The organism is Escherichia sp. E1V33 (assembly GCF_004211955.1).
Lineage (GTDB): Bacteria > Pseudomonadota > Gammaproteobacteria > Enterobacterales > Enterobacteriaceae > Escherichia.
On sequence record NZ_RHJI01000024.1, the window covers coordinates 1 to 22,383 of the forward strand.

General features: G+C 41.8%; 17 protein-coding genes and 1 pseudogene. 12 read left to right on the forward strand and 6 right to left on the reverse strand.

Features of this window, described 5'->3' with window-relative positions; translation table 11 throughout:
* From D9742_RS20715 to D9742_RS20725, 3 genes and pseudogenes are all read left to right on the forward strand, one after another.
* Nucleotides 1-614, forward strand: a pseudogene (locus D9742_RS20715) (hypothetical protein); the annotation flags it as partial.
* A gap of 613 nt (nucleotides 615-1,227) precedes the next feature.
* On the forward strand, nucleotides 1,228-1,443 hold the full coding sequence (gene cspG, locus D9742_RS20720) for a cold shock protein CspG (protein ID WP_130210289.1): 216 nt from the start codon (nucleotides 1,228-1,230) through the stop codon (nucleotides 1,441-1,443).
* Between the two features lie 659 nt (nucleotides 1,444-2,102).
* Complete coding sequence (locus D9742_RS20725; RefSeq protein ID WP_130238096.1) at nucleotides 2,103-3,233, forward strand: hypothetical protein; 1,131 nt, start codon at nucleotides 2,103-2,105, stop codon at nucleotides 3,231-3,233.
* A 166-nt stretch (nucleotides 3,234-3,399) separates the two neighbouring features.
* Here the strand turns inward: D9742_RS20725 and D9742_RS20730 are convergent, their stop codons facing one another.
* Complete coding sequence (locus tag D9742_RS20730) at nucleotides 3,400-4,281, reverse strand: LysR family transcriptional regulator (RefSeq protein WP_240725572.1); 882 nt, start codon at nucleotides 4,279-4,281, stop codon at nucleotides 3,400-3,402.
* A 237-nt stretch (nucleotides 4,282-4,518) separates the two neighbouring features.
* On the opposite strand from D9742_RS20730, the gene D9742_RS20735 reads away from it, so the two are divergent.
* The 7 genes from D9742_RS20735 to D9742_RS20765 all read left to right on the forward strand — a co-directional run bounded on the left by D9742_RS20735 (nucleotide 4,519) and on the right by D9742_RS20765 (nucleotide 14,817).
* Entirely contained in the window at nucleotides 4,519-5,118 is a 600-nt protein-coding gene (locus D9742_RS20735) for a cysteine hydrolase (RefSeq protein WP_130210283.1), read from the forward strand.
* Entirely contained in the window at nucleotides 5,115-6,179 is a 1,065-nt protein-coding gene (hypE, locus tag D9742_RS20740; protein WP_240725571.1) for a hydrogenase expression/formation protein HypE, read from the forward strand. The genes D9742_RS20735 and hypE overlap by 4 nt, the downstream gene beginning before the upstream one ends.
* A complete protein-coding gene (hypF, locus tag D9742_RS20745) occupies nucleotides 6,154-8,502 on the forward strand; it encodes a carbamoyltransferase HypF (RefSeq protein ID WP_130210281.1) in 2,349 nt (782 codons plus the stop codon). The genes hypE and hypF overlap by 26 nt, the downstream gene beginning before the upstream one ends.
* A gap of 52 nt (nucleotides 8,503-8,554) precedes the next feature.
* Nucleotides 8,555-9,253 (forward strand): HAD family phosphatase, encoded by a 699-nt coding sequence (locus D9742_RS20750; protein ID WP_240725569.1) that lies wholly within the window; start codon nucleotides 8,555-8,557, stop codon nucleotides 9,251-9,253.
* 43 nt (nucleotides 9,254-9,296) lie between these two features.
* Nucleotides 9,297-10,157, forward strand: coding sequence for an MFS transporter (locus tag D9742_RS20755; protein WP_240780494.1), 861 nt, complete (start codon nucleotides 9,297-9,299; stop codon nucleotides 10,155-10,157).
* A 739-nt stretch (nucleotides 10,158-10,896) separates the two neighbouring features.
* Complete coding sequence (locus tag D9742_RS20760) at nucleotides 10,897-13,602, forward strand: autotransporter outer membrane beta-barrel domain-containing protein (protein WP_130238098.1); 2,706 nt, start codon at nucleotides 10,897-10,899, stop codon at nucleotides 13,600-13,602.
* 81 nt (nucleotides 13,603-13,683) lie between these two features.
* Nucleotides 13,684-14,817: a glycosyltransferase family 4 protein gene (locus tag D9742_RS20765; RefSeq protein WP_130238099.1), complete on the forward strand. Its 1,134-nt coding sequence runs from the start codon at nucleotides 13,684-13,686 to the stop codon at nucleotides 14,815-14,817.
* 277 nt (nucleotides 14,818-15,094) lie between these two features.
* On the opposite strand, the gene D9742_RS20770 is transcribed toward D9742_RS20765, so the two are convergent.
* Complete coding sequence (locus D9742_RS20770) at nucleotides 15,095-15,397, reverse strand: type II toxin-antitoxin system YoeB family toxin (RefSeq protein ID WP_130238100.1); 303 nt, start codon at nucleotides 15,395-15,397, stop codon at nucleotides 15,095-15,097.
* Nucleotides 15,398-15,737: 340 nt separating this feature from the next.
* On the opposite strand from D9742_RS20770, the gene megL reads away from it, so the two are divergent.
* Together megL and D9742_RS20780 are read left to right on the forward strand one after the other, a co-directional pair.
* Nucleotides 15,738-16,940 (forward strand): methionine gamma-lyase, encoded by a 1,203-nt coding sequence (gene megL, locus D9742_RS20775; protein WP_130238101.1) that lies wholly within the window; start codon nucleotides 15,738-15,740, stop codon nucleotides 16,938-16,940.
* A gap of 74 nt (nucleotides 16,941-17,014) precedes the next feature.
* Nucleotides 17,015-18,313 (forward strand): aromatic amino acid transport family protein, encoded by a 1,299-nt coding sequence (locus D9742_RS20780; RefSeq protein ID WP_130238102.1) that lies wholly within the window; start codon nucleotides 17,015-17,017, stop codon nucleotides 18,311-18,313.
* Nucleotides 18,314-18,347: 34 nt separating this feature from the next.
* On the opposite strand, the gene D9742_RS20785 is transcribed toward D9742_RS20780, so the two are convergent.
* The 4 genes from D9742_RS20785 to fliD form a co-directional block, all read right to left on the reverse strand.
* Nucleotides 18,348-19,562: a sigma 54-interacting transcriptional regulator gene (locus D9742_RS20785; protein WP_130238103.1), complete on the reverse strand. Its 1,215-nt coding sequence runs from the start codon at nucleotides 19,560-19,562 to the stop codon at nucleotides 18,348-18,350.
* Nucleotides 19,563-19,837: 275 nt separating this feature from the next.
* On the reverse strand, nucleotides 19,838-20,173 hold the full coding sequence (locus D9742_RS20790) for a flagellar protein FliT (protein WP_130238104.1): 336 nt from the start codon (nucleotides 20,171-20,173) through the stop codon (nucleotides 19,838-19,840).
* A complete protein-coding gene (gene fliS / locus D9742_RS20795) occupies nucleotides 20,166-20,573 on the reverse strand; it encodes a flagellar export chaperone FliS (protein ID WP_130210263.1) in 408 nt (135 codons plus the stop codon). Before fliS ends, D9742_RS20790 begins: the two co-directional genes overlap by 8 nt.
* Before the next feature lie 52 nt (nucleotides 20,574-20,625).
* Entirely contained in the window at nucleotides 20,626-22,113 is a 1,488-nt protein-coding gene (fliD, locus tag D9742_RS20800) for a flagellar filament capping protein FliD (RefSeq protein ID WP_130210261.1), read from the reverse strand.
* Nucleotides 22,114-22,383 lie beyond the last annotated feature (270 nt).

Below are 22,383 nucleotides of genomic sequence, written 5' to 3' on the forward strand. Positions count from 1 at the left end.
CTCTATTCAGGTGGCCAAATTCACTATGCCACTACAATACGACGTATTCATTCGGCATGGGTACTGTTTGTGCAGTACAGGATAGTACTATTGATGTTGTCGATAAAGGTCCAAGAAATAGGTATATCTATATGATAGATGACCCCTGCGGGGTAGATGTAGATAAAACAATAGGATACACTAACGATAAGTATAATCTTGAAGTGGATTTTTTAGGTGGGGTGGATATCCGGTATATAATTGGGGTATTTACTATGAAAATTCATACTGAAAGCGTAGAATTTACTGATTTCACATATATGAATCCTGAGAAATTCCCTGAGCCCCCGGAAGGAAAATGCCATATTATTCTTTCGATTCAGGATTATGCTAATACTAACCTTATTGTTTATAGTAATGGCGTTAATATCAATGAAGGTAAGCGGTCTTATCTCACTGTGGATATCGATAAAATGTGTACTTTTGTCGTTGAATCAGAAAATACTCACAGGATTCTTATTAATGGTAAAACAATGAGCGACTCTGGCGCCAGAACTTATAATTTAAAACCAGCAGACCATCTTATTAATGGCGTGGTTGTTTTTGAATACTCGACTGCTATGAGCATTTGGTAGTAAAAATAATTAAAATGTAGAACGACACTTGCTGAACCTATTAAGTAAGCTATTAATAAATAGCCGGAACATAATATATGTCCGGCTATCATTCTGTTTTGAGTGTTTTCTGTTCAGAAAAATGTGTTACAGGGTGCTCGTGCGAGAAACGTCGAAATTTTAAACCGCCGTGGTGGCACAGAATATGTAAAATAGTCGAATGGTAACTCACCATCACGCTGCCTGGTTTCAGGCATTATATAGTGAGGAGAACTACCGGACATCATGGGGCTCACGACTCTCCTTACGCTCCAACGGCTTTCGTTGAAAGCCAGCCACCGACAGAAGGGATAACAGGCGTTCTGGCTTACCTTTGTTAATGGCGCACAACAAATAGAACACATGAATGAAAAATAAAAGTTGCATAACTATAATGAATATGCGTTAATAGCATCGTTGGTTTGCAAGACAGACCTTATGAAAGCAGTTTTAGTAAAGCAGTCTCAGTTCAGTGTTATCTTCCGATTACCCTTCTTCGTGAGTCTCCTCCTTTAGTGCCTTAGTAAGTCAAAATCTTTATACAGATCACATTCTTGCCGCGTTGTGTGGCTCACAAATTTAGAAGGTAATATTTATGTCTAACAAAATGACTGGTTTAGTAAAATGGTTTAACGCAGATAAAGGTTTTGGATTTATCACCCCTGCTGATGGCAGCAAAGACGTGTTCGTACACTTTTCTGCGATCCAGAGCAACGATTTCCGCACCTTAGATGAAGGTCAGAAAGTTGAGTTCTCGATCGAGAATGGGGCCAAAGGTCCGGCCGCCGCGAATGTTATCGCGTTGAGCTAACTATCCTGATAATCAGCATATCTGCGATAACGAAGACGGCATAAGCCCGAGTAGACAGAGTTGCAGGAATAATCAGATTAAAAAACAACCCGCCATAATGGCGGGTTGTTTTTTAATATCTATGCCGTCTAAAGTATTTAACGGGTAAATTTATCTGCGTCTGAACCTATATATCAGAAGAGATACATGACGTTATCTGAGTAAATTACCTTACCCTATTGGTTAAAATGACTGCTAATCATGCAGTTAGATAGATAAATTTAAACATAAGTCATCACCAATATCACAGATTTATAATAAAAATCATTTCTATGATATCTGATCATTTTAAAATAACCCACTCCATATCAATATATAACTTGCAAATAACAACAACTCTTCTTTAATTGCATTAATATTCATGGTGTTAAAGTGCTCTGGAATGAAGTATTCAAGTCATTATCATTGCAGCTGCTTTTAAGATTGTCAGTTAATGAAAATCTTGATCGCAGAAAAGTGATAAAGCGTTGTGACTAAATTCTGGCAAATAACGCCGTGAATTTACTTCATGTCCAGAGAAAATGAATTAACACTTTATTCCACTACCTGAAAAAACAGGTAGTTCATCAGCAATCTGATATTGTTTTGGGTTGCAAATTTCTATTTGAAAAGAGGTTATTATGCAAAATACAGATGACACGTTTAGCTGGGATTCTAATAATCAGCAAACTTTTCGTTCTGCCGGAGAAACTACGTTGAAGGGACCTGCAGAAACATTTAATAAAATGCAAGGGTGCGGACTTGATGTTTACGGTGTAACTATGGATGGTACTCAATCAGGCCCTCTTATTCTTATTCCGGATAGTATAAAATCCAACCAGATTAACTGGGCTGTACAATCTGCGGCACCTAAAGATTCCAGTTTCAAATTTTTTGAAAAAGCTGATTTCCGTATTTCAGGCAATAGGAAATTAAAAAATAAAAGGTTAATTGACTCCTCTCTATATTACCCTGAATACAAAATTGCTTTCAGCTTGTACGACGACAGTCGTGTTACACTGGAAGAACTACAGGGTGTTTTTCTCGGAATGTCATCGTTAGAGACAGCGACATCCACAGATTTTACGGGTTTGCAGAATTCGAAATTTTCCATTTTGGCTGATAGCATTGGTTTATTTTATAAAGCAACGCTATCAGGGTATAGCACTCTTGATGTACATGCCTATGCGATTTCAGCACCTAATCGTGCTGGTATTGAACCTGAGGGATTGCGTTTTAATAATTATTCCTCACTCTTACTAAATGTTAGGTCGGATCAACATCTTGAATCAGAATTAAAACTTTCGAATAGTTTATCTTTTCATGATTCATCTTATGGTAATATTTTCACAATGTCTATCCATAATGACATCCCAGACAACAACACAGGTGATTTCGTTGCGATAGATGCTTTTGATAACTCGACAGTGGATATTCATACAGCTCAATTTTTACAAGGGTATGGGAAAGGTAAGATTATTCAATTGTCAGGTAATGCAAAGGTAACAATTAATCCATTGATTGATATCGTCCCTATTAACCCTGTGAAGGAAGTGATTAACCCAACAGGTAAGTGCTGGCCCGGCATGTTCAATTTTAAATCAGGGTCAGGAGCAGTGCTAAGATTAAACGCACATTCAATTGGAACCCAGTATGATGTTAATGCGCTATATCTTTTGAATCTTGTTTACATAGATGGAAAACCTATTGATAACAGGAATAAATTGAGTGTTGATTTTGATTCTGGTGGATTGACTATACAGTTGAGATGATTACCCGTTTCAAAAATAAATTTCTGTTTATGAAAATTTATTCTGCGGAGTAATTAACTGCATGCGACAGGATTATTAACAGTGCTGTCGCATTTTTTGTCCACTAAGTTGCCCGTTTGTATCAGGTTGAGACTTGAGTCTAATCTTTTTTATTCAATTTGTAATATTAATTAACACAATACTGATTCAATCTAATATTGTTTACTATTTGTAAAAAATTATCCCTGATAATATCATTTATTTGCGGGTTCCAGGCAATTCCTATATTCCATTTGGTATAATTACCCTCTGGCCTAATAAGTGATACGCCCTTAGGTAATAAATAGTTGGTTCCCGCGGGTAGTAAAGCCACACCGTTCCCTGTAGCAACCAAAGCTAGTAAAGTATGGATATCGTTTGCAGCAGAAGATGGTTTACCTTTGTAATTGTTTTCTTTCAGAAATTTTTCTGTTTGTTCAACCAATCCCCGACCTCTGTCTGGGGTCATTTGCAACAGTTGATATTGGTTCAGTATTGATTGAATCTTTTGCGACTTAAGTGTAAATCCCGCTGGAATAGCCAAAACCAGACTTTCTGTAAACAGTGGGCTGAAGTTAAGTTTATCTGTTAACGGTTCTCGGGTAAATCCAGCCAGAAGCTTCCCGTCCAGTAACATACGGCATTGCACATCTGAAGGAACATCATCAAGTAATACCTCAACGTCAGGGTATTGTTCCCGAAAGAGGCTTACACATCTGGGAGCTAACTGAAACGAGGATATCCCAAATCCAAGAGTCAGCTTACCTGAACTTCCTTTTTGCAAATTTTGTGCATATTCTGAAAACTCTTCATAATGTTTCAACAATTTCTGAGCCCGGGAAAGAAGCTGTTTTCCTGGTTCTGTCAGTTTTGCTCCCTGACGGCCCCGTTGAAAAAGGGCAATCCCCGTTATTTTTTCCAAAGACTGTATTTTCTTTGTTAGTGCTGGCTGAGTGATGTACATGGCCTCAGCTGCATCATGATAGCTCCCTAATCTGGCAAGTGTTACAAAGGCACGTAGCAGCTTCATATCCATTCCCGTTGCTTATCAATTTTTGAAAAAAAGGAATTGTACATACTATACCTGTATGGTTCATATTGTTATACAAGGTTTTTATCTGAGAATAAAAATCTATTATTTTTATATTTGATGAACATCCTTTTATTTTTAATCTTCTGGCATAGCCCTGTACAGATAGTTTCAGTGTGTTTCATTTATGTCTGAATGAATTATTAACATTTAAAATTATTTAATAAGGATATAAAGATGCCAAATATTGCTGTTCTGACAAATGATTTACAATATGAATTTACTTATAAAATAACAAATGACCCGCAAGAACTTGATAAAAAGCTGAAAGCATTTAATAAATTTCTTGATGGTGTAAGAAACCAGGGGCAAGCCGTTATACATCTGCAACTTATTCATGATCCTGATGACCCAGCTGTTCAGCGTCGATATCGAAACCGCGCGGCTGGAATACCAGCAATAGCGGGCACACCAAGCAATCAAATCATTAATACCGTTTACCATCCATCAGATTTTATTGTGGTAAAAGGCAGGGATAGTGGCTTCTTTGAAACTCAATTAGATCAAAAACTCCAGGAGCTTGGAGTCAAAACAGTTATTGTCACCGGATTACAAACTCACGTATGTGTCCAGACGACAGCAGCAGACGCCTTCTTCCGTGGTTATAACGTCTGGGTTCCTGATGACTGCGTTTTTGCCCCCTCATCAGATGATACCGACAGAGCGCTTCAATGGCTTGCTGGATATTGTGCAACCGTCGCCCCGTCCACTGAAATACTGTCGTTACTGGAGAAAACTGGTGATTTACCTGAACGTGGTGAAAGGACAACAGCATGAAAATGACTGAAGCAACGCCCGATAACGAACTTGGCGAGAATTTATTTGCGCCATTGAATGAAACAATAATATTGGATCATGGTACAGGTGCAAAATTAAGCAGAGAGCTGGTTGAGCGTATCTCAGAAACATTGGAAGAAACTTATCTGGGAGAGATGGAGGATAGCGCCTTGTTGGATCTACCAACGAATAAAATTGCTTTCACTACCGACTCTTTCGTTGTAACTCCTCTTATCTTTGGCAACGGCGATATTGGTAAGATTGCCGTGTGTGGCACAGTTAATGATCTGGCGGTAAGTGGAGCCCGCCCGCTTTATCTCACGCTGAGTCTGATCATTGAAGACGGGATGCCTGTCTCAGATTTATTAAAAATTATCGCATCCGTTCGTGAAACAGCGCGTTTAGCCGGTGTGAAAATTGTTGCCGGTGATACCAAGGTTGTTGGAAAAGGCGAGGCTGACCAGCTTTTTATCAATACTGCCGGAATAGGCGTGCTGGAGCGGCCTCCTGTTTCGATAACTCATGTCAGGCCGGGTCAGAAAATAATCCTGAGTGGCTATATCGGGAATCACTCTATTCATCTTTTATCGATTCGGGAAGGTTTGGGGTTTGAACGTAATATATTAAGTGACTGTGCACCGCTGAATCATATGATTGAAAACATTTTGCTTAATACTCCTACAGGAAAAATAGCTTCCATGCGGGACGTTACTCGTGGTGGTCTTTCTGCAGTATTGCACGAATATGCCAGAGCCACTTCATGCCCTATTGTTTTTAATAAAGATGCGTTGCCTGTCCAGCCTGAGGCAGCTATGGCTGCTGATATGTTAGGTGTGGATGTCATTAATCTGGCCAATGAGGGATGTCTTTGCCTGTTTGTTGAGCCAGATGTGGCAGAGCATGTTCTGGAATTACTCCGCGTTCATCCTTTTGGTAAAAAGGCAGCGATTATTGGAGAGGTTAAATCAGGCTCGCAGCCGGAAGTCTGCATGGTCGAATCTGACGGAACGCATACTATTATTGAGGAACTTTACGGTGCAGAACTACCAAGACTCTGTTGATTCTGAAAAAAAAGACACCTGCCGGTTTCGAGTTTGCGGCATTGTCCAGGGAGTAGGATTCAGACCTTTTGTTCATCGATTAGCCAGAACGCATGGTGCAACCGGTTGGGTTCTTAATGATTCCGAAGGTGTTTTGCTTGAACTGCAGGCATCTTCACAGACCATAAATAACATAATTGATGAACTGATCTCTCAGCCACCGCCTCTGGCACGGATCACTGATATATATAAGGTCGAACTGGAAAAACCAGCGCCGTATTATTCAGGCTTTGATATCAGAAAAAGCAATAATTTATCCAATATGGATACAATTGTTCCCCCTGATTCAAATGTATGTAAAGACTGTCTGAGGGAAATGAACGATCCGTCCAATCATCGTTATCGTTATGCCTTTATAAATTGTACCAATTGTGGTCCGCGTTATTCTATTATCTGTGGAATGCCTTATGATCGTGCACAAACGACCATGCAATCTTTTATAATGTGTCCACAATGTAATAAGGAATATCATGATATTGAAGATCGCCGTTATCATGCGCAACCCAATGCGTGTCCTGTTTGCGGACCACAACTGCAGTTAACTGATAAAGATGGCGTATCAATCTCAGTCAGTGACATTATACGTTTTACCATCGACAGGCTAAAAGAAGGCGCTATTGTTGCCATTAAGAGTCTTGGCGGCTTTCATCTGGTCGTTGATGCATCCAATGTCGATGCTGTGCGAGAGTTACGTCGCCGTAAACGACGTGATGCTAAACCGTTCGCTGTTATGGTTGCAGACAGTGAAAGCGCGGCCAGGTGGGCAGTTGTGACCCCTGACGATATCTCTTTACTTGAGAGCGGGCCTCGCCCTATCGTTCTTTTGCGCAAACGCTCTCAGACGTTGCCAGAAGTGGTGGCCCCCAAAAACCCCAATTTGGGTGTAATGTTGCCTTCTACGCCTGTACAACATATGTTACTTGCTGATCCTGAACTCCCGGCCGTTATAATGACCAGCGGAAATATTTCCGGACAGCCTATTGTCATTGATAATAATGATGCAATAGAACAACTAGGGAAAATTGCAGACTACTTTGTACTTAATAATCGCGATATTCGTACAAGAGTAGATGACTCCGTTGTTCGCGTTATTAAGCGAAAAAACACCCCCGATTCACAAATATCATTTTTGCGTCGCTCACGAGGTTATGCTCCCTACCCTGTTCACCTTCCTTATTCCGTTGGAAATGTTGTGGCGTTTGGTGCCGAACTGAAAACCACAATAAGTATTGGGAAAGGTAAAGAAGTGTTTATCAGTCAACATATTGGGGATTTAAAAAATGATACAACATTTAAATCTCATCTCGACTGTATAAAACATCTGCAAGGGTTACTGTCCATAAAAAAAGCCGATATTCTGGTCTGTGATTTACACCCGGCCTTTCGTTCAACTCGCAGTGCCCTCGAAAATGCAGAGATCAAAGTCATTCAGGTCCAACATCACCATGCGCATATGGCCGCATGTATGGCGGAAAATGGTCTTTCAGGTAAAACCATTGGCGTGATTTTCGATGGTACAGGGTATGGTTCTGACGGAACAATATGGGGCGGAGAATTTTTATTTGGTAACGTCGAAAGTGTAGAGCGTGTTGCTCATTTACGCCCAATGTTATTAGCAGGAGGAGATAAAGCGGTTAAAGAACCTATTAGAATGGCAATATCATTGCTGGTTGAAACATATGGTGAAAATGTTGAGAGTTATATCAACTTACCAGCTATTCTTGATTTATCTGAAAATCGCCGTGAAGTATTCACCAGGATGGTAACAAGGAAAATTAACACAACGATTACTACCAGTATGGGGCGTCTTTTCGATGGTGTTTCAGCACTTATTGGAATTTGTTCAGAGATTGAGTATGAAGCACAGGCCGCCATTGAAATGGAAGCGCTTCTAAAAAAAGATTTTCATATGATTGAACCATTTACCTATATAATCGATGAAATTCACAATGGTGATATAAGTGTTGATTATCGTCCGTTAGTGAAAGAATTAGTTCAGTCCATACTAGTCAATAACATCAACCAGGAAGATCTTAGCCGACGTTTTCACTCAACCATTGTGCATATTATAGCAACAATGTGCTCTCTCCTCTCTGAACGTTATGGAACTGACCAGATTGTATTGAGCGGAGGCGTTTTTTGTAATGAATTCTTGCTGGTTAACACTCTTGATGAACTTGAATCAAGAGGTTTTAAACCATATTGCCATAAGCTGGTACCTGGTAATGATGGATGCATATCGCTGGGACAGGTCGTCGTAGCAGCGAACGGTATGAAGATATAGATATAGATATAGATATAGATATAGATATTTATTATCATTGAAGGAGAATAGAGTGAATAAAAACGGAGAAAAATTTTCAGCTGTTTTATTTGATATGGACGGAGTCCTGATTGATTCCCGGATGGTTATTGAAAATGGATGGCGTGAAGCGGCTCTGATGTATGAACGTCATCTCACCGACGAAGATATACAGAAGCATATTCACGGACATCCTGGCCCCTATACTATCCGGACATTATTTGGCGATCTCCCGGAATCCGACCAGCAAAAAGTTCAGGCACATATTATTCATGTAGAGAATACGACGGACTGTGAACTTATACCTGGCGTTGCCAGCCTCATTGCTTCTTTGGGAGAGGCCGACATTCCTGTTGGTATTGTAACCAGCGGCTGGAGGCAAAAAATTAACAGAGTCATAGAGTTACTTCATGCAGAGCCTTACATATCCGTTATTGTAGAACGTGATGATGTTACCCGTGGCAAACCTCACCCTGATCCCTATCTTCTTGCTACACAACGTCTGGGTATTCCAGCAAGTCAGGCAGTTGTCTTCGAGGATGCTAAAAGCGGCGTTGCATCAGCAGTTGCTGCGGGTTGTTATTGCGTTGGTGTAGGCGATGAGGAGCTCATGCCATTAGGCGCAAAAGTCATTATTCCTGATTTTAAAAATGTACAATTAATCAGAAACAGTGAAGATAGCTATATGCTTAAATTATGTGCTGATCACTCTGTTTTATTAAATAGTAAGTAATTCATTACAGTGATAAACAGCTAACACAGCAGGAGTAATGTTCATGGAACGGCTACAAAAATCCCGATGGGCCGTTACTGTACTATTTTTTGTCAACGGATTTATACAAGGAGGATGGGCTGTGCAGATAGCACAGCTTGCTCCTCGTTTTGGCGCCGATGATATAACCATTGGTCTACTTATTTTGACATTCGGTTTGGGGGCTTTATTTATGATGCCTCTGTCCGGTATGTTAATCTCAAGGTTTGGCTCACAAAAAGTTGTTCGATTATTTTCCGTGTTAGCATCTGTTTCGTTAATATCCGTAGGCATTGTAAAAAATATTTCTTCATTAGTATTCTTTTTATTTCTCTTAGGCGCGATGATTGGTTCGATGAATGTGGCCATGAATGCAAATGCCGTTATCCTTGAAAGAAAATTAGCTTACGCAATACTGTCAATGTGCCACTATTCATGGAGCGTTGGTTTATTTGTATCGGGTTTTACAGGTGGTTATGCAGTTAAAAACTATGGATACCTTGGTCATATTTTTATAATTTCTGGGATCGCTTTTCTTCTGGTTTTGACAGCACTTCATTTTATCACTAATGATCATCCACAAGAGAATCAGAAAAATAAATCATCATCGAGTTTACCCCGCCAGGCTAAAATCTATATTATAGGAATAATGGCTCTTCTTGGAATGATACCAGAGTGTGCGGTTGTCGACTGGTCATCACGTTATCTAATGAAAAACCTTAATGCTAATATAGAAATAGCCAGCCTTGCTTTTGCTTTTTTTGCATGCACCATGTCAATGGTTCGATTCGTTGGTGATGTGATACGTGATAGTTATGGACCCGTGAAAACTCTTCGTGTATCCAGTATCCTGGCAGCAGCCGGTATGCTAACAGCAGCCCTGTAACCGTCGCCGTGGCAGGCAATTCTGGCTTTTTCTCTGGCTGGCGGTGGTATTGCCAATATTGTTCCTGTCATCTTTTCATCCGCAGGCCATCAGTCTGGAATTGCTGTAGGTACTGGAATAAGTATTGTTACAAGCATCGGTTATTTAGGTACATTAATGGCGCCAGCACCAATAGGCTTTTTTGCACAACAATTCGGTTTTCCAATGATATATATAGCAATGGCTTTTATACTTGTTATGAATGCTGTGCTTGCACCATTATTACGTAATAATAATAACAAATATTAAAAACTTTCGTTGATGATAAAGGGTTAGACTTCTCGAGGCCTTTCTGGCCATTGTTCAGGATACAGATCTTCTTCTTTAACTTTTTGAATAATCGAAAGAGACGAGTGATTTGTCCGCATTAATCACGGAAATTTCCTGGCATTGTTTATAAAAATCCTTATTTTATATCGCTAACAATTTTATTAATCGATCATTCCGTTTGTTAAACCATTTTCACTTTAACCAGTTGAAATCTGTATAATAACTATCGTTTTCTGGTCCCGAATGCGTGTTTATTTGAGTATGAAAATGTTGTTTTTTATCAATGAATGATATTTTAACCAAAAGTTCAATATTTCTTATTTACAAAATTAATGGGACGTATAGACTCTTAACCTAAACCAAATGCGTGCGCGTGGTATTGCTCTCGTCGGTTTTATTAAATGGATAAATTTCATCAGGATGAGCTATTATGGATAATAGATACAATTGTTGTTATTCAGAAGAGAGCGTTGAAAAACCTAAAATAGCGCTACAGAATGTATACTATCACGCAGGTCAAAATCCCTTTAACAAAACCCTGGTTGCAGGTGCTATCTTTCTTGCTTTTAATACCGCGCATGCCACAGATTCTTGTGATTATGTCAGTACCAGACCTGAAACTAGCTGTGTCTATGCTGATAACAAAATAAATATCCATATTCATACTGACATAAATAATCGTACTAGTACCCCAGCCTATCAATACGAAACTGATTATATGACTACGGATAAATCAGTTATCCATTTAGAGGCTGGCACAACAATTCATTCGGATGCAACGGGTATTGAGGCATTAGGACGTAGCAACACCGAAATTGAAGTGAGCACCTCTGGCAATATCTATACAGGAAACATCTCCGATGTTGATGTGCAGGAACCTCAGGCCCCCATCTCCGGGCCTTCCGGCGGTATAATCTTTGATATAACCAACGTTCGTGGAACCCAACACGCCAGTGTTTATCTGGCGGGTGCATCCGGCGGTCTATTAGCGTTGGGGGCCGTGACGCAATATTCCGATAGTCAAATTGTTAACCAGAGTGCCAGTAAAGATACAGCCGCAATATATTCTCAGGCGCTGGAATCTCGGATGACAACCTCAGGCGTTATTCGCTCTCAAGTTGGAGATGCGATTCGTTTACAGGATACCGGCCCTGAATATTCCTATAGTAGCGGCGGCTACATTATTCTCGATCCTCAGAGTGTGTTTGATGTTCACTTACAGGAAGGTAGTGTAGTTGATGGCGGCTCTGAAGGTGCGGGGATTAAAACCATCGGCGGAGCAACTTCCAGTATCACGATTGATGAAGGTGCAACGTTGGGGGCATTGTCTGATGTCGCGATTAGCACAACTGGCTATGATTATTATGATCTCAACTACACTAATAATCCGTCGGGTATTAATACATACCAATACACTGGGGCGGCTACCAGCATCACCAATGCCGGAACGATGACTGGTGTTATTCAATTAACCAGCGGTCAGGATAAGATCGTGAATGACACAACGGGCGTCTGGAATATTCGTCAGTGGTCAGATTCCGATCGGGATGGTGTCCGGGATGCGGTTGCTTCTGTGGCAACCAGTGATTTTGGTGGCGGAACGACTGAGTTAAATAACCTCGGTCAAATTATACTGACCGCGAATGCCGATGGCAGCGCAAACAGCGCGCTGTTGCAGAATTTGCCCACCTTCAAAAACCAGGGCCGTTTAATTCTCGCTAATAACGTCGTAGGTGATCGTTTTACTATCGACGGTGATTATGTGGGTAATAATGGCACTGTTGAGCTGGATACTTACCTTGGGGATGACAGTTCTCCTACAGACAGAGTCATCATTAATGGCTCAACCTCCGGACAAAGTTATCTGCTGATTAATAATTCTGGCGGAACCGGAGCTAAAACCAGTGAAGGGATCAAAGTTATTGAAGTTAACGGTGATTCCTCCGGTGAGTTTATTCAGCAAGGTCGTGTCGTTGGCGGTGCATTTGAATACTATTTGCATAAAAATAGCGTCAATAATCAGGATGGTGACTGGTATCTGCGTTCACAGCTTCCGATTGTCACGCCTGAAGATCCGGTTATACCGAACCCGGAACCTGATCCTGACCCCGAGCCTACGCCAACTCCAGAACCGAAGCCTGAACCTGAAAATATCAATCGACCCGAACCGGGGAGCTATATGTTTAACCATATGGCCGCCAATAGCCTGTTCCTGATGCGCCTTCACGATCGTATGGGGGAAACCCAATATACTGATGCCCTGACCGGTGAGCAAAAGGTGACCAGTTTGTGGCTGCGCCAAGTTGGCGGTCATAACCGTTCTCGTGATAGCAGTGGCCAGTTAAAAAATCAGGGGAATCGTTACGTTTCTCAACTAGGTGGCGATATTGCACAATGGAGTAGCAATGGTTTCGACCGTTGGCATTTGGGCGTAATGGCCGGATTCGCCAGGCAAAACAGCAATACGGAGTCAAAATATTCAGGATATAAATCCACAGGTTCTGTGGCGGGGTACAGTGCGGGATTGTATGGCACATGGTATGCCAATGAGCATGATAAAACAGGCAGTTATGTTGATGCCTGGGCTTTATATAACTGGTTTGATAATGAAGTAAAAGGTGACCAGTTGGCGACGGAAAGCTATAAATCCCGGGGTGTTACGGCATCAATTGAAGCTGGCTATACCTTCAAACTGGGGGAACGAATCTCTGACGGTGTGAAATATTATTTGCAACCTAAGGGACAACTGACCTGGATGAACGTTCGCGCCAATGACCATACTGAACATTCAAGTAGTGGTGGTTCACGTGTTTCCTTTGATGGTGATGGCAATATTCAAAGTCGTCTTGGTATTCGTACTTATGCCAACGGTCATAGTGCTATTGATAACGGTAAAGACCGTAAATTCCAGCCATTTATCGAAGCCAACTGGATCCACAATACTCATAATTTTGGTGCAACCATGAATGGCTATAAGAATAGTATTGATGGAACCAAAAATATTGGCGAAGTAAAAGTGGGACTTGAAGGCCAGTTATCTCGTCGCCTGGATCTTTGGGGTAACGTCACGCAGCAAATGGGTGACAGTGGCTATAGCGATACTCTGGTTATATTAGGAATTAAATATCGTTTCTAGTGGAGAGCCATTGTTAAATGGAAGCCTGTCATTTTTTATTTACTGGCAGGCTATCCGTTGCATTTGATAATAGGATTTGGTATGCAACCACGAGTTTTAATTGTTACAACTGAAGCCCCGGACGTGCTGTTTAGCGGTCTTGGTTTTTTTAATGAACACTTTTGGGCGGAATTAAAACGGCGTAATTATCCTTTTAAAGTGTTGTATCTGAATAATCAAAAGACAGCACATTCTCAGTTGGCTGATTATGAGATTGCAGTAGAACCGGCCTTACCCCTCGATTCATCGCTGGAGTCGCTCAGTCTTAACGTGGCCTGGAGTACAGCGCAAAAAATTCAGCCGCTCCTCAATGAGTTCAAACCTGACATTATTTCAGTGCATGAAAACTCACCGCTATTGCCGTTCTTTTTTGAGCTAAAGCGCGTTCAGTTCACGCTGCATTCCAGCTATATCGGTATGCAACACTATCTGACCCGGACACAAAAAGGAATGCAGCATTATTGGGAGCAGAGGATCGCTGTAAGACAAAGTGGCGCGGTGGTTCTTCATAGCGATTGGGCCCATCGCTCTGTTATTCAGCATGTCTCGGCGGATATCGTCCCTCCTCACCTGTTTCCAATCGGTGTGAATTTCGCAGATTATCCGGCGGATAAAGTTCCCCATCCTGAAGGCAAAGTAGTGATTAGCTTTTTTGGTCGCTTTACCGATATTGTGAAGAATTTCCTGATTTTCCGTGATGCCATCAATACACTTCCACCAACCTATCGACAGCGCATAGAAGCCCGGGTTTATGGGCCTGAAAAAATCCCCGATTATATGGAAAAAGAAGGTTTTAAAGGGTTAACCTTTGTGCAGGGGGAAGAGAAAAAACAGGCGCTGGCGGAAACTGATATCGTGGTTTTCCCAAGTATGCAGGAAAGCTACGGTATTGTTGGTCTAGAAGCATTGTTGTCGAACTGCGCATTAATAGCCACGCCAGGGTTAGGTATGGATAGTTATATGCAGCCGGAATATGCTTGCGAACCGACTATCGCCGCGATCCAAAAGCGGATTATTACTTACCTTTCTGATGTCGAGCAATTACGTAAAGACCAGAAGGCGCAGATATTCCGTAATAGTGTTAATCGACCTGAGTTTACGTTAGGCAAGATGACTGAGTCATATATTGCCGTTTGGCAGGAATTGCATAAGAAACTAAAGAAAGAACGGCAGTGAGTTATTTTTATTCAAAATTTCCACAAACGCTGTTGTTCTTGCAGCATAAATACTTGCCCTCAAAATTGATTGTGGGTCCCAGGTGGTCAATGACAGGCAGTCACGGTTAATTATCTTTTACTATGCCAGGTACTCAACGATATTCCTAAAAGGAGTATGTCGTTCCAAAACTGGCTGTTGATGATGATCCGTTTTATTATTGAGTTCGGTGACCACCTGAACGGTCACCTTTAACATGACGGCAGTTATACAGCTAAACCATAACACCGGTCTTTACTTACTGACGAACGTAATGGCCGCCTACGGAAAGAACTTTAATATTATTACCTCGCTTGACGAATATAACCCTATGCTCTTGAGTTATCCGAAATGAATAAGTATCAGTAAAACCGTGAAGTTTTTCACAATTTGCATCCGAAACAGATTTCGCCGCTGTTTTTGGATCGTGCCCATAGTCCCTGACAAGATGACGCCATTCATAATATTTTCTCATAGCGGCTTGCGGTACTTCGATATGTTTGTTTTGGCGATATCTGGTTCTTTGTTCACTATCATCAAAATTGTAAACATAAACTCTCATCTCCTTGAAAGCGGCCCATGGTGAGCAGCGCTGCTCATTACAACATTTAGCCTAACTAACTTTTCGGCGGTTAGAGCAACAATTGTTTTGATTGAACGATAAGGTATTACATAGTGACATTTTAGCATCTGGAGTTTAAAGAGTGCGGCGATTTCGAAAAATAATTGTATGTTGTAACTATTACTTCCGTTAATAGTGGCAACTTTATTGCCAGACTGGAAATATTCCGAACATAAACGACGGTGTAACAAACGCTAATAAATTGAATACACACGATTATTTATCTGGCATAGCAATTGCTATGTCATTAGCGAGTCGTTTATAAAATTAAGGAAAGAGTATGTCTAATAACCGCAATTATCGATTCGATACCAAAATTATTCACGCAGGACAACACCCGGACCCCTCTACGGGATCGCTCAGCACGCCAATTTTCCAGACATCAACATTTGTCTTTGATAATGCTGAACAAGGCGCTGCACGTTTTGCACTTGAAGAACCAGGTTATATTTATACTCGCCTGGGTAACCCCACCACAGATGCCCTTGAGCAAAAAATGGCCGTCCTTGAAGACGGTGAAGCTGCACTGGCGACCGCTTCTGGAATTTCTGCGATTACGACAGCCCTGCTGACTCTGTGCCAGCAAGGCGATCATATTGTCTCTGCCAATGCAATTTATGGCTGTACACACGCTTTTCTTTCCCACAGCATGCCGAAATTTGGCATCACCACAAGCTTTGTCGACGCGACAAATATTGCTGAACTAAAAGCAGCAATACGACCAGAAACGAAGGTTATTTATATCGAAACTCCGGCCAATCCGACGCTGACACTGGTCGATATTGAAATGGTCGTGGGTATCGCACATCAGCACGGCGCGATATTGATTGTCGATAACACCTTTATGTCGCCTTATGGCCAACAACCGTTACGTCTGGGGGCAGATATTGTTGTACATAGCGTCACTAAATACATTAACGGTCACGGCGATGTCATTGGCGGCGTTATTGTTGGTAAAAAAGATTTTATCGATCAGGCGCGTTACGTTGGACTTAAGGATATTACGGGCGGATGTATGAGTCCGTTTAACGCCTGGCTAACCTTACGTGGCGTTAAAACGCTCGGCGTCAGGATGGAACGTCACTCCAGTAACGCCATGAAAATTGCGCAGTTCCTTGAAAGCCATCCGGCAATTACCCATGTCTATTATCCTGGATTACTGGCTCATCCTCAGTACGATTTATATAAGCGACAAATGACTTTACCCGGCGGTGTCATCAGTTTCGAAATAGCCGGAGGCTTTGAATCTGGCAGACGGATGATTAACGCGGTCAATTTATGTTTGCTGGCGGTAAGCCTTGGGGATACCGAAACACTGATCCAACATCCGGCATCGATGACCCACTCTCCTGTGCCGCCAGAAGAACGATTAAAAGCAGGAATTACTGATGGAATGATTCGGCTTTCTGTAGGTCTGGAAGATCCTGACGATATTATTGAGGACCTTCAGCAGGCAATCGCCACAGCCATCGCCGGAAATTAATTTTTCAAAAGCATATAAAATATCAACACCTACCCTCTGCTTTATTGGCAGAGGGATTGGGATGGAGGCACATTATGCAAATCAGCACGCAACAAGCGGATAATTATGTAAATATTTCTCACACACTCACCAATAAACTACCCTTTACACGCTATGACTTTGGCTGGGTTTTATTATGCATTGGCATGGCCATTGGCGCAGGTACAGTTTTAATGCCAGTGCAGATCGGCTTAAAAGGGATATGGGTTTTCATTACAGCATTTATTATTGCCTACCCTGCAACGTATATTGTGCAGGACATGTATCTTAAAACACTTTCCAAAAGTGAAACCTGCAACGATTATACTGATATTATAAGCCACTACCTGGGGAAAAACTGGGGCATTTTTTTAGGCGTTATATACTTTTTGATGATTGTCCATGGAATATTCATCTACTCTCTTTCCGTCATTTTTGACAGCGCTTCGTATATCAGACACTTTGGTTTAACCGATAGCGACTTGTCACAATCCATTATCTATAAAATCATTGTCTTTTCTGTTTTGGTTGCCATTGCCTCTCGTGGAGAAAAAATATTATTTAAAATTTCCGGGCCAATGGTAATCATCAAAGTAGGGATTATTGTTATCCTGGGTTTTATCATGATCCCACACTGGAATTTTAATAATATCAGTGCATTTCCCCCAATGAGTGATTTTTTTCGTGACGTTCTGCTGACCATCCCGTTTTGTTTTTTCTCAGCCGTCTTTATTCAGGTGTTGAATCCGATGAATATTGCCTATCGAAAAAGAGAAAGAGACCGGGTTATGGCCACCAGAATGGCTATCCGCACCCATCGAATCAGTTACATTGCGCTGATAACCATCATATTGTTTTTTTCATTCTCATTCACTTTTTCCATCAGCCATGAAGAAGCGATTTCCGCATTTGAGCAGAATATTTCCGCCCTGGCGCTGGCAACGCAAGTGATACCAGGAGAAATTATTCATCTTGCTTCGACAATATTAAATATTTTTGCAGTTCTGACGGCTTTTTTTGGTATTTATCTTGGTTTTCATGAAGCATTGAAAGGAATTGTACTCAATATTTTAAGTCGGGTAATTAATGTTGAGAAAGTCAGCCCGCAGATGCTCACAACAGGAATAGGGATTTTTATTGTTGCGACACTGGTTGTCTGGGTTTCGTTTCGTGTATCCGTTCTGGTGTTTTTCCAGCTTGGTAGTCCTCTATACGGTATCGTCTCTTGTCTGATCCCTGTTTTCTTAATTTACAGTGTCCAAGCGCTAGAAAACCTACGCGGAGTCAGAAGCTGGCTTATTTTTATCTACGGTATTCTACTCTGCCTCTCACCGCTGCTGAAACTCATCGAGTAGTATTTGGGCCGCCCCCATATGTTAGATGGGGGCGTTAATAAACCACATCTTGTTGGTAACTGCGTATTTTATTCAAAACGGTCGTGTGCGAAACACCCAGTACTTTAGCAATGCTGCGTGCAGAATTATTATCATCTAACATTTTTTCGATAATTTTTCGTTCAGTCAAGCGAACTTGTTCTTTTAAAGGCTCCATATTCCCACAGTGGCTTTGCTGGTTCTCCCGGCATGGAGAATTCATCCATTTCAGTTCGTCCATTGTTACTATTCCACTGTCCGACATATGCATCAAGCGGATAATAATATTCTCCAGTTCCCTGATGTTGCCCGGCCATGTGTAATGCTGCAAAAATTCCAGACTATGTTTATCAAAAACCAATGCCCGCTTAAACTCACAACCATGCTTTTGCAGAAAATGATCAATCAATAACGTAATATCTTGTGGATGCTGGCGAAGCGGCGGGATTGTTAACGAAAGAATATTGATTCGGTAGTAGAGATCGGCACGTAACTGACGATTCAACATCATCTCTTCCAGGTTCGCATTAGTGGCTACGATAACCCGAGTATCAAAAGAAACAACCTGAGAACTGCCTATACGCCGGATACCACTATCCTGCAAAACGCGCAGTAGTTTTGCCTGCATACTTAGTGGCATTTCGCCAAACTCATCAAGAAACAGCGTTCCTTTATCCGCCATTTCAAACAATCCTTTCTTCCCTTTGCCATCGGCCCCGGTGAACGCGCCTTTCTCGTAACCAAAGAACTCGCTTTCCATCAGTTCTTCAGGGATTGTCGAACAGTTTACCGGAATAAAAGCGTGTAAACGTCGTGGCCCACAATTATGAATAGCACGCGCCAGCAACTCTTTCCCTGTTCCCGTTTCACCGCGAATCAATACGGTAAAACGACTTTCCGAAAACTTTATCGCTTTTTCTATAAGCGATTGCATTTGCGGGCTTTCACCAATCACATCAGTAAAATATTCGCTCGGTTTTACTGATCTATGAGAGGTGATTCCACTATCGGTACTAAAATGCTCAATATTAATAATGTCTGGATGATGACTTAACCGTGTCACTACACTATTGATATCCCCTGTATGACGACACATTGATTTTATAAGAATGCGTCCGGCTGTCACTTTCATTGAAATAATATTAAATTTATAAAATGAAAATTCTTTTAAAACGTCTTCTATCATTGAAATACGGTCAATGGTTTTTATATTCCAGCGTATCGTAAACACATAAGCTCCATTGCATTTTTTGAACACATCGACAGGCATTTTACTGCAAGGAGGAGGATGTTCTGCCAAAGGCATCACAGAGTTGAGGAAAATCTCAATGAAGAACAACGTTAAGGGAATATGTGTCGCGTAGCATCGGAAACTGGAAATAGAAAATATGATAGATAAACTATTGAGAATAGATGATATTGTTAATGCCCATGACTCCGATGGACATTAACCAACGCTGGTACAGCTCATTTGCTGCCCAGGGAATGCAGTATAACCAATGCTAATTAGCGTTTTACCGCGTCAAAAGACGTATACATCTGACTAACTTTTGAACCTTGATGCAAAGATGACATATTTTGCTTGAGCGTTTCGAGCCTGATATTGACTTTACGGATCAACTCCTCTGTACCGTTCATAAGCTCACGAACCAGACTTTTGATGCGTTCACGCTCAATTTCTGACAGCGTTAATCCACTGGTGCCCGTCATTAAGTCTTCCGCTTTCGCCAGAAATATATCCAGCAGCGCTAAAAAGGCATCCCATTTTTCTTCACGCACCATCGTTAACATCGACTGGTTCATGTCGAACAAATTATCATAATGTGAAATCAAATTAACCACGTCTCCCCCGGGTTTGCTGTGGGTCAATTTCTTCCCAGGTTTCTGCAAGCCGCATTAATAGTTGATCGACATGCTTCAGTAATTCAGGGTCGTTCGTTCGGTTAGCCTGAAACAATGTCCGTGACATATACTCATAAAGTTGTTCGAGTTCGCCTGCAATATGCAGACCTTTCTCATGATCAAGCGATGCCCGCAAACCATTATCAATAATATTGATTGCTTTAGAGATCATCTCCCCGCGGCGAGGAATATTACCCTGTTCAAAATAGATAATTGCTTTCTGGATTGCGCTATGAATTCCATCAAACAGCATAGAAATAAGCTGATGTGGGGTTGCTCCTGCCAGTTTGCTCTGTAGCGAAACTTGTTTGTAGGCTTCTGCGCCCTGTGAAGTGTACATATCAGACTCCTGCGGGGCTGGCGGAGTCACGCTCCGTCAGCCTTTACTCTTATTAAATCGTTGATAAAAGAGAGGTTAATTGCGAGTTCATGCTGTTCATTTTTGACATCGCGGTATCCAGATTCTGGAACTGGATGCGATAACGCTCAACCTGAGCATCGATCAGTTTCTGGGTCTTATCAATTTGCTGCTGAACCACCTTGCTTTGTGAATCAAGGCCGTCAGTGGTGGTCTTGATAAGCCCGGTTTTATCATCGCTACCAGTACCAATATAGCTACTGATGATATTCCCCAACGTAGTCGCCATGCCTTCATTACTGCCATGACCCATAAACATATTGGCGATCTGATCCGGATCATCGGCAATCGCGTTGTCCAGCTTGTTCTCATCCAGTGTCATCTGACCGGTTGCGGCATCAATTTTGATGCCCAGATCGGCTAATGAACCATAATCAGCGCCAGAATCACCATAAACGCCGTTTACCGTAGAGCGAATTTGACTGACCATTCCGCGCAGCGTGGAATCGCCCATCAGCGCCCCGCTCTTGGAACTGGGCGTTGCGACATCATCATCACTCAGACCGGAGGTATCATTCTTGACGTACTTACTGAATACAGTTGTTGCTGACAGCAGTGCATTGTATTGCTTAACAAAATCCTGAAGGTGAGTTTTAATAGCAGACGTATCAGCCGTTAATGTCAACTGCTCAGATTGTAATTTGGTCGGATCATTTTTATCTGCTTCAGAAACGGCATTCAGGTTCAGCGTCACACCGTCAATGATGTCAGTAATGTTGTTACTGGAACGAGTAAAATCAGTACCATCAACAGACAATTTGGCATCTTTAGCATCCGAAACCGAAATCATCTTGTCAGCTGCACCGGGATCGCCCGCAACACCATTTGGATGCTGACCGCCTGCTGACGTGTCCAAGATGTCCGCAAGATTCTGATCGCCGTCGACCTTAACGCTCATTTCACCGTCGCTGCCGGTTGTTTTAGAACTCAGAACCAGTTGATAACCTTTGCCTGTAGACTGAACGCTGGCACTAACATCACCATTTTGCTTGTTGATAGCCTTGGCGATGCTGTTTAACGACGTTTCATCGTCTTTAAGTTCAACTTCGGTGGTTTTTCCGTCTTTTTGCGTGATGGTGATCTTTCTGGTGCCGCTGCCAGTTGTACTCCCCAGGGTGGTGTCAGCACTGGTCTGGAGTTCCGTTTTCAGTTTATGGGCAGATGCCAGTTGTTCCACAGTAATTTCATGAGTATCCGCCAGCGCACCCGTGCTCGCCGTCGCAGTAAAGGCTTTGTTGCTACTCACTTTCAGGGTATTGAATGCATCACCACCTAATGATTTCACCGATTTTTGCAGCGTAGACAATAGGCTGGAGATAGATCCCCAGGCTGAAATCTTCAATTTATAGCTATTCTGAAGACTGGTATAGGGCGTCAGGCGCTGCTGTTCGCTGGCTTTAAGTTGCTCCAGCATTGATGCGGTATCGATCCCTGAACCGATTCCCAGTGATGATATACCCATGTTGTTTCTCCTGAGGGGTTGTGATTTTTAAGAATCTCTTCCCTATATCGGCATAAAAACAGACTGGATAAATATTTAACTTTTTTTCAACAATCCGAAGAATGAAATTATTCGCTTTCTTTAATTTGTCCTCTTACATTTCCGCCCTATTTTTACTTTTTTTATCTCATTCGCTTTAGCCACTTTATTTCCACGCCGATATCTGTGGTATGCGGAGTTACAACGCATATTCAGTTTAAATTCTATTCCGGGCGGATCGCACCGCCAGGT

Excerpts from the sequence above, each read along its gene's own strand:
- D9742_RS20765 (WP_130238099.1), top strand. The coding sequence starts at position 13,684 with ATGCAACCACGAGTTTTAATTGTTACAACTGAAGCCCCGGACGTGCTG.
- cspG (WP_130210289.1), top strand. The coding sequence starts at position 1,228 with ATGTCTAACAAAATGACTGGTTTAGTAAAATGGTTTAACGCAGATAAA.
- hypE (WP_240725571.1), top strand. The coding sequence starts at position 5,115 with ATGAAAATGACTGAAGCAACGCCCGATAACGAACTTGGCGAGAATTTA.
- D9742_RS20760 (WP_130238098.1), top strand. The coding sequence starts at position 10,897 with ATGGATAATAGATACAATTGTTGTTATTCAGAAGAGAGCGTTGAAAAA.
- D9742_RS20780 (WP_130238102.1), top strand. The coding sequence starts at position 17,015 with ATGCAAATCAGCACGCAACAAGCGGATAATTATGTAAATATTTCTCAC.
- megL (WP_130238101.1), top strand. The coding sequence starts at position 15,738 with ATGTCTAATAACCGCAATTATCGATTCGATACCAAAATTATTCACGCA.
- fliS (WP_130210263.1), bottom strand. The coding sequence starts at position 20,573 with ATGTACACTTCACAGGGCGCAGAAGCCTACAAACAAGTTTCGCTACAG.
- D9742_RS20725 (WP_130238096.1), top strand. The coding sequence starts at position 2,103 with ATGCAAAATACAGATGACACGTTTAGCTGGGATTCTAATAATCAGCAA.
- D9742_RS20735 (WP_130210283.1), top strand. The coding sequence starts at position 4,519 with ATGCCAAATATTGCTGTTCTGACAAATGATTTACAATATGAATTTACT.
- D9742_RS20755 (WP_240780494.1), top strand. The coding sequence starts at position 9,297 with ATGGAACGGCTACAAAAATCCCGATGGGCCGTTACTGTACTATTTTTT.
- fliD (WP_130210261.1), bottom strand. The coding sequence starts at position 22,113 with ATGGGTATATCATCACTGGGAATCGGTTCAGGGATCGATACCGCATCA.
- D9742_RS20730 (WP_240725572.1), bottom strand. The coding sequence starts at position 4,281 with ATGAAGCTGCTACGTGCCTTTGTAACACTTGCCAGATTAGGGAGCTAT.
- D9742_RS20770 (WP_130238100.1), bottom strand. The coding sequence starts at position 15,397 with ATGAGAGTTTATGTTTACAATTTTGATGATAGTGAACAAAGAACCAGA.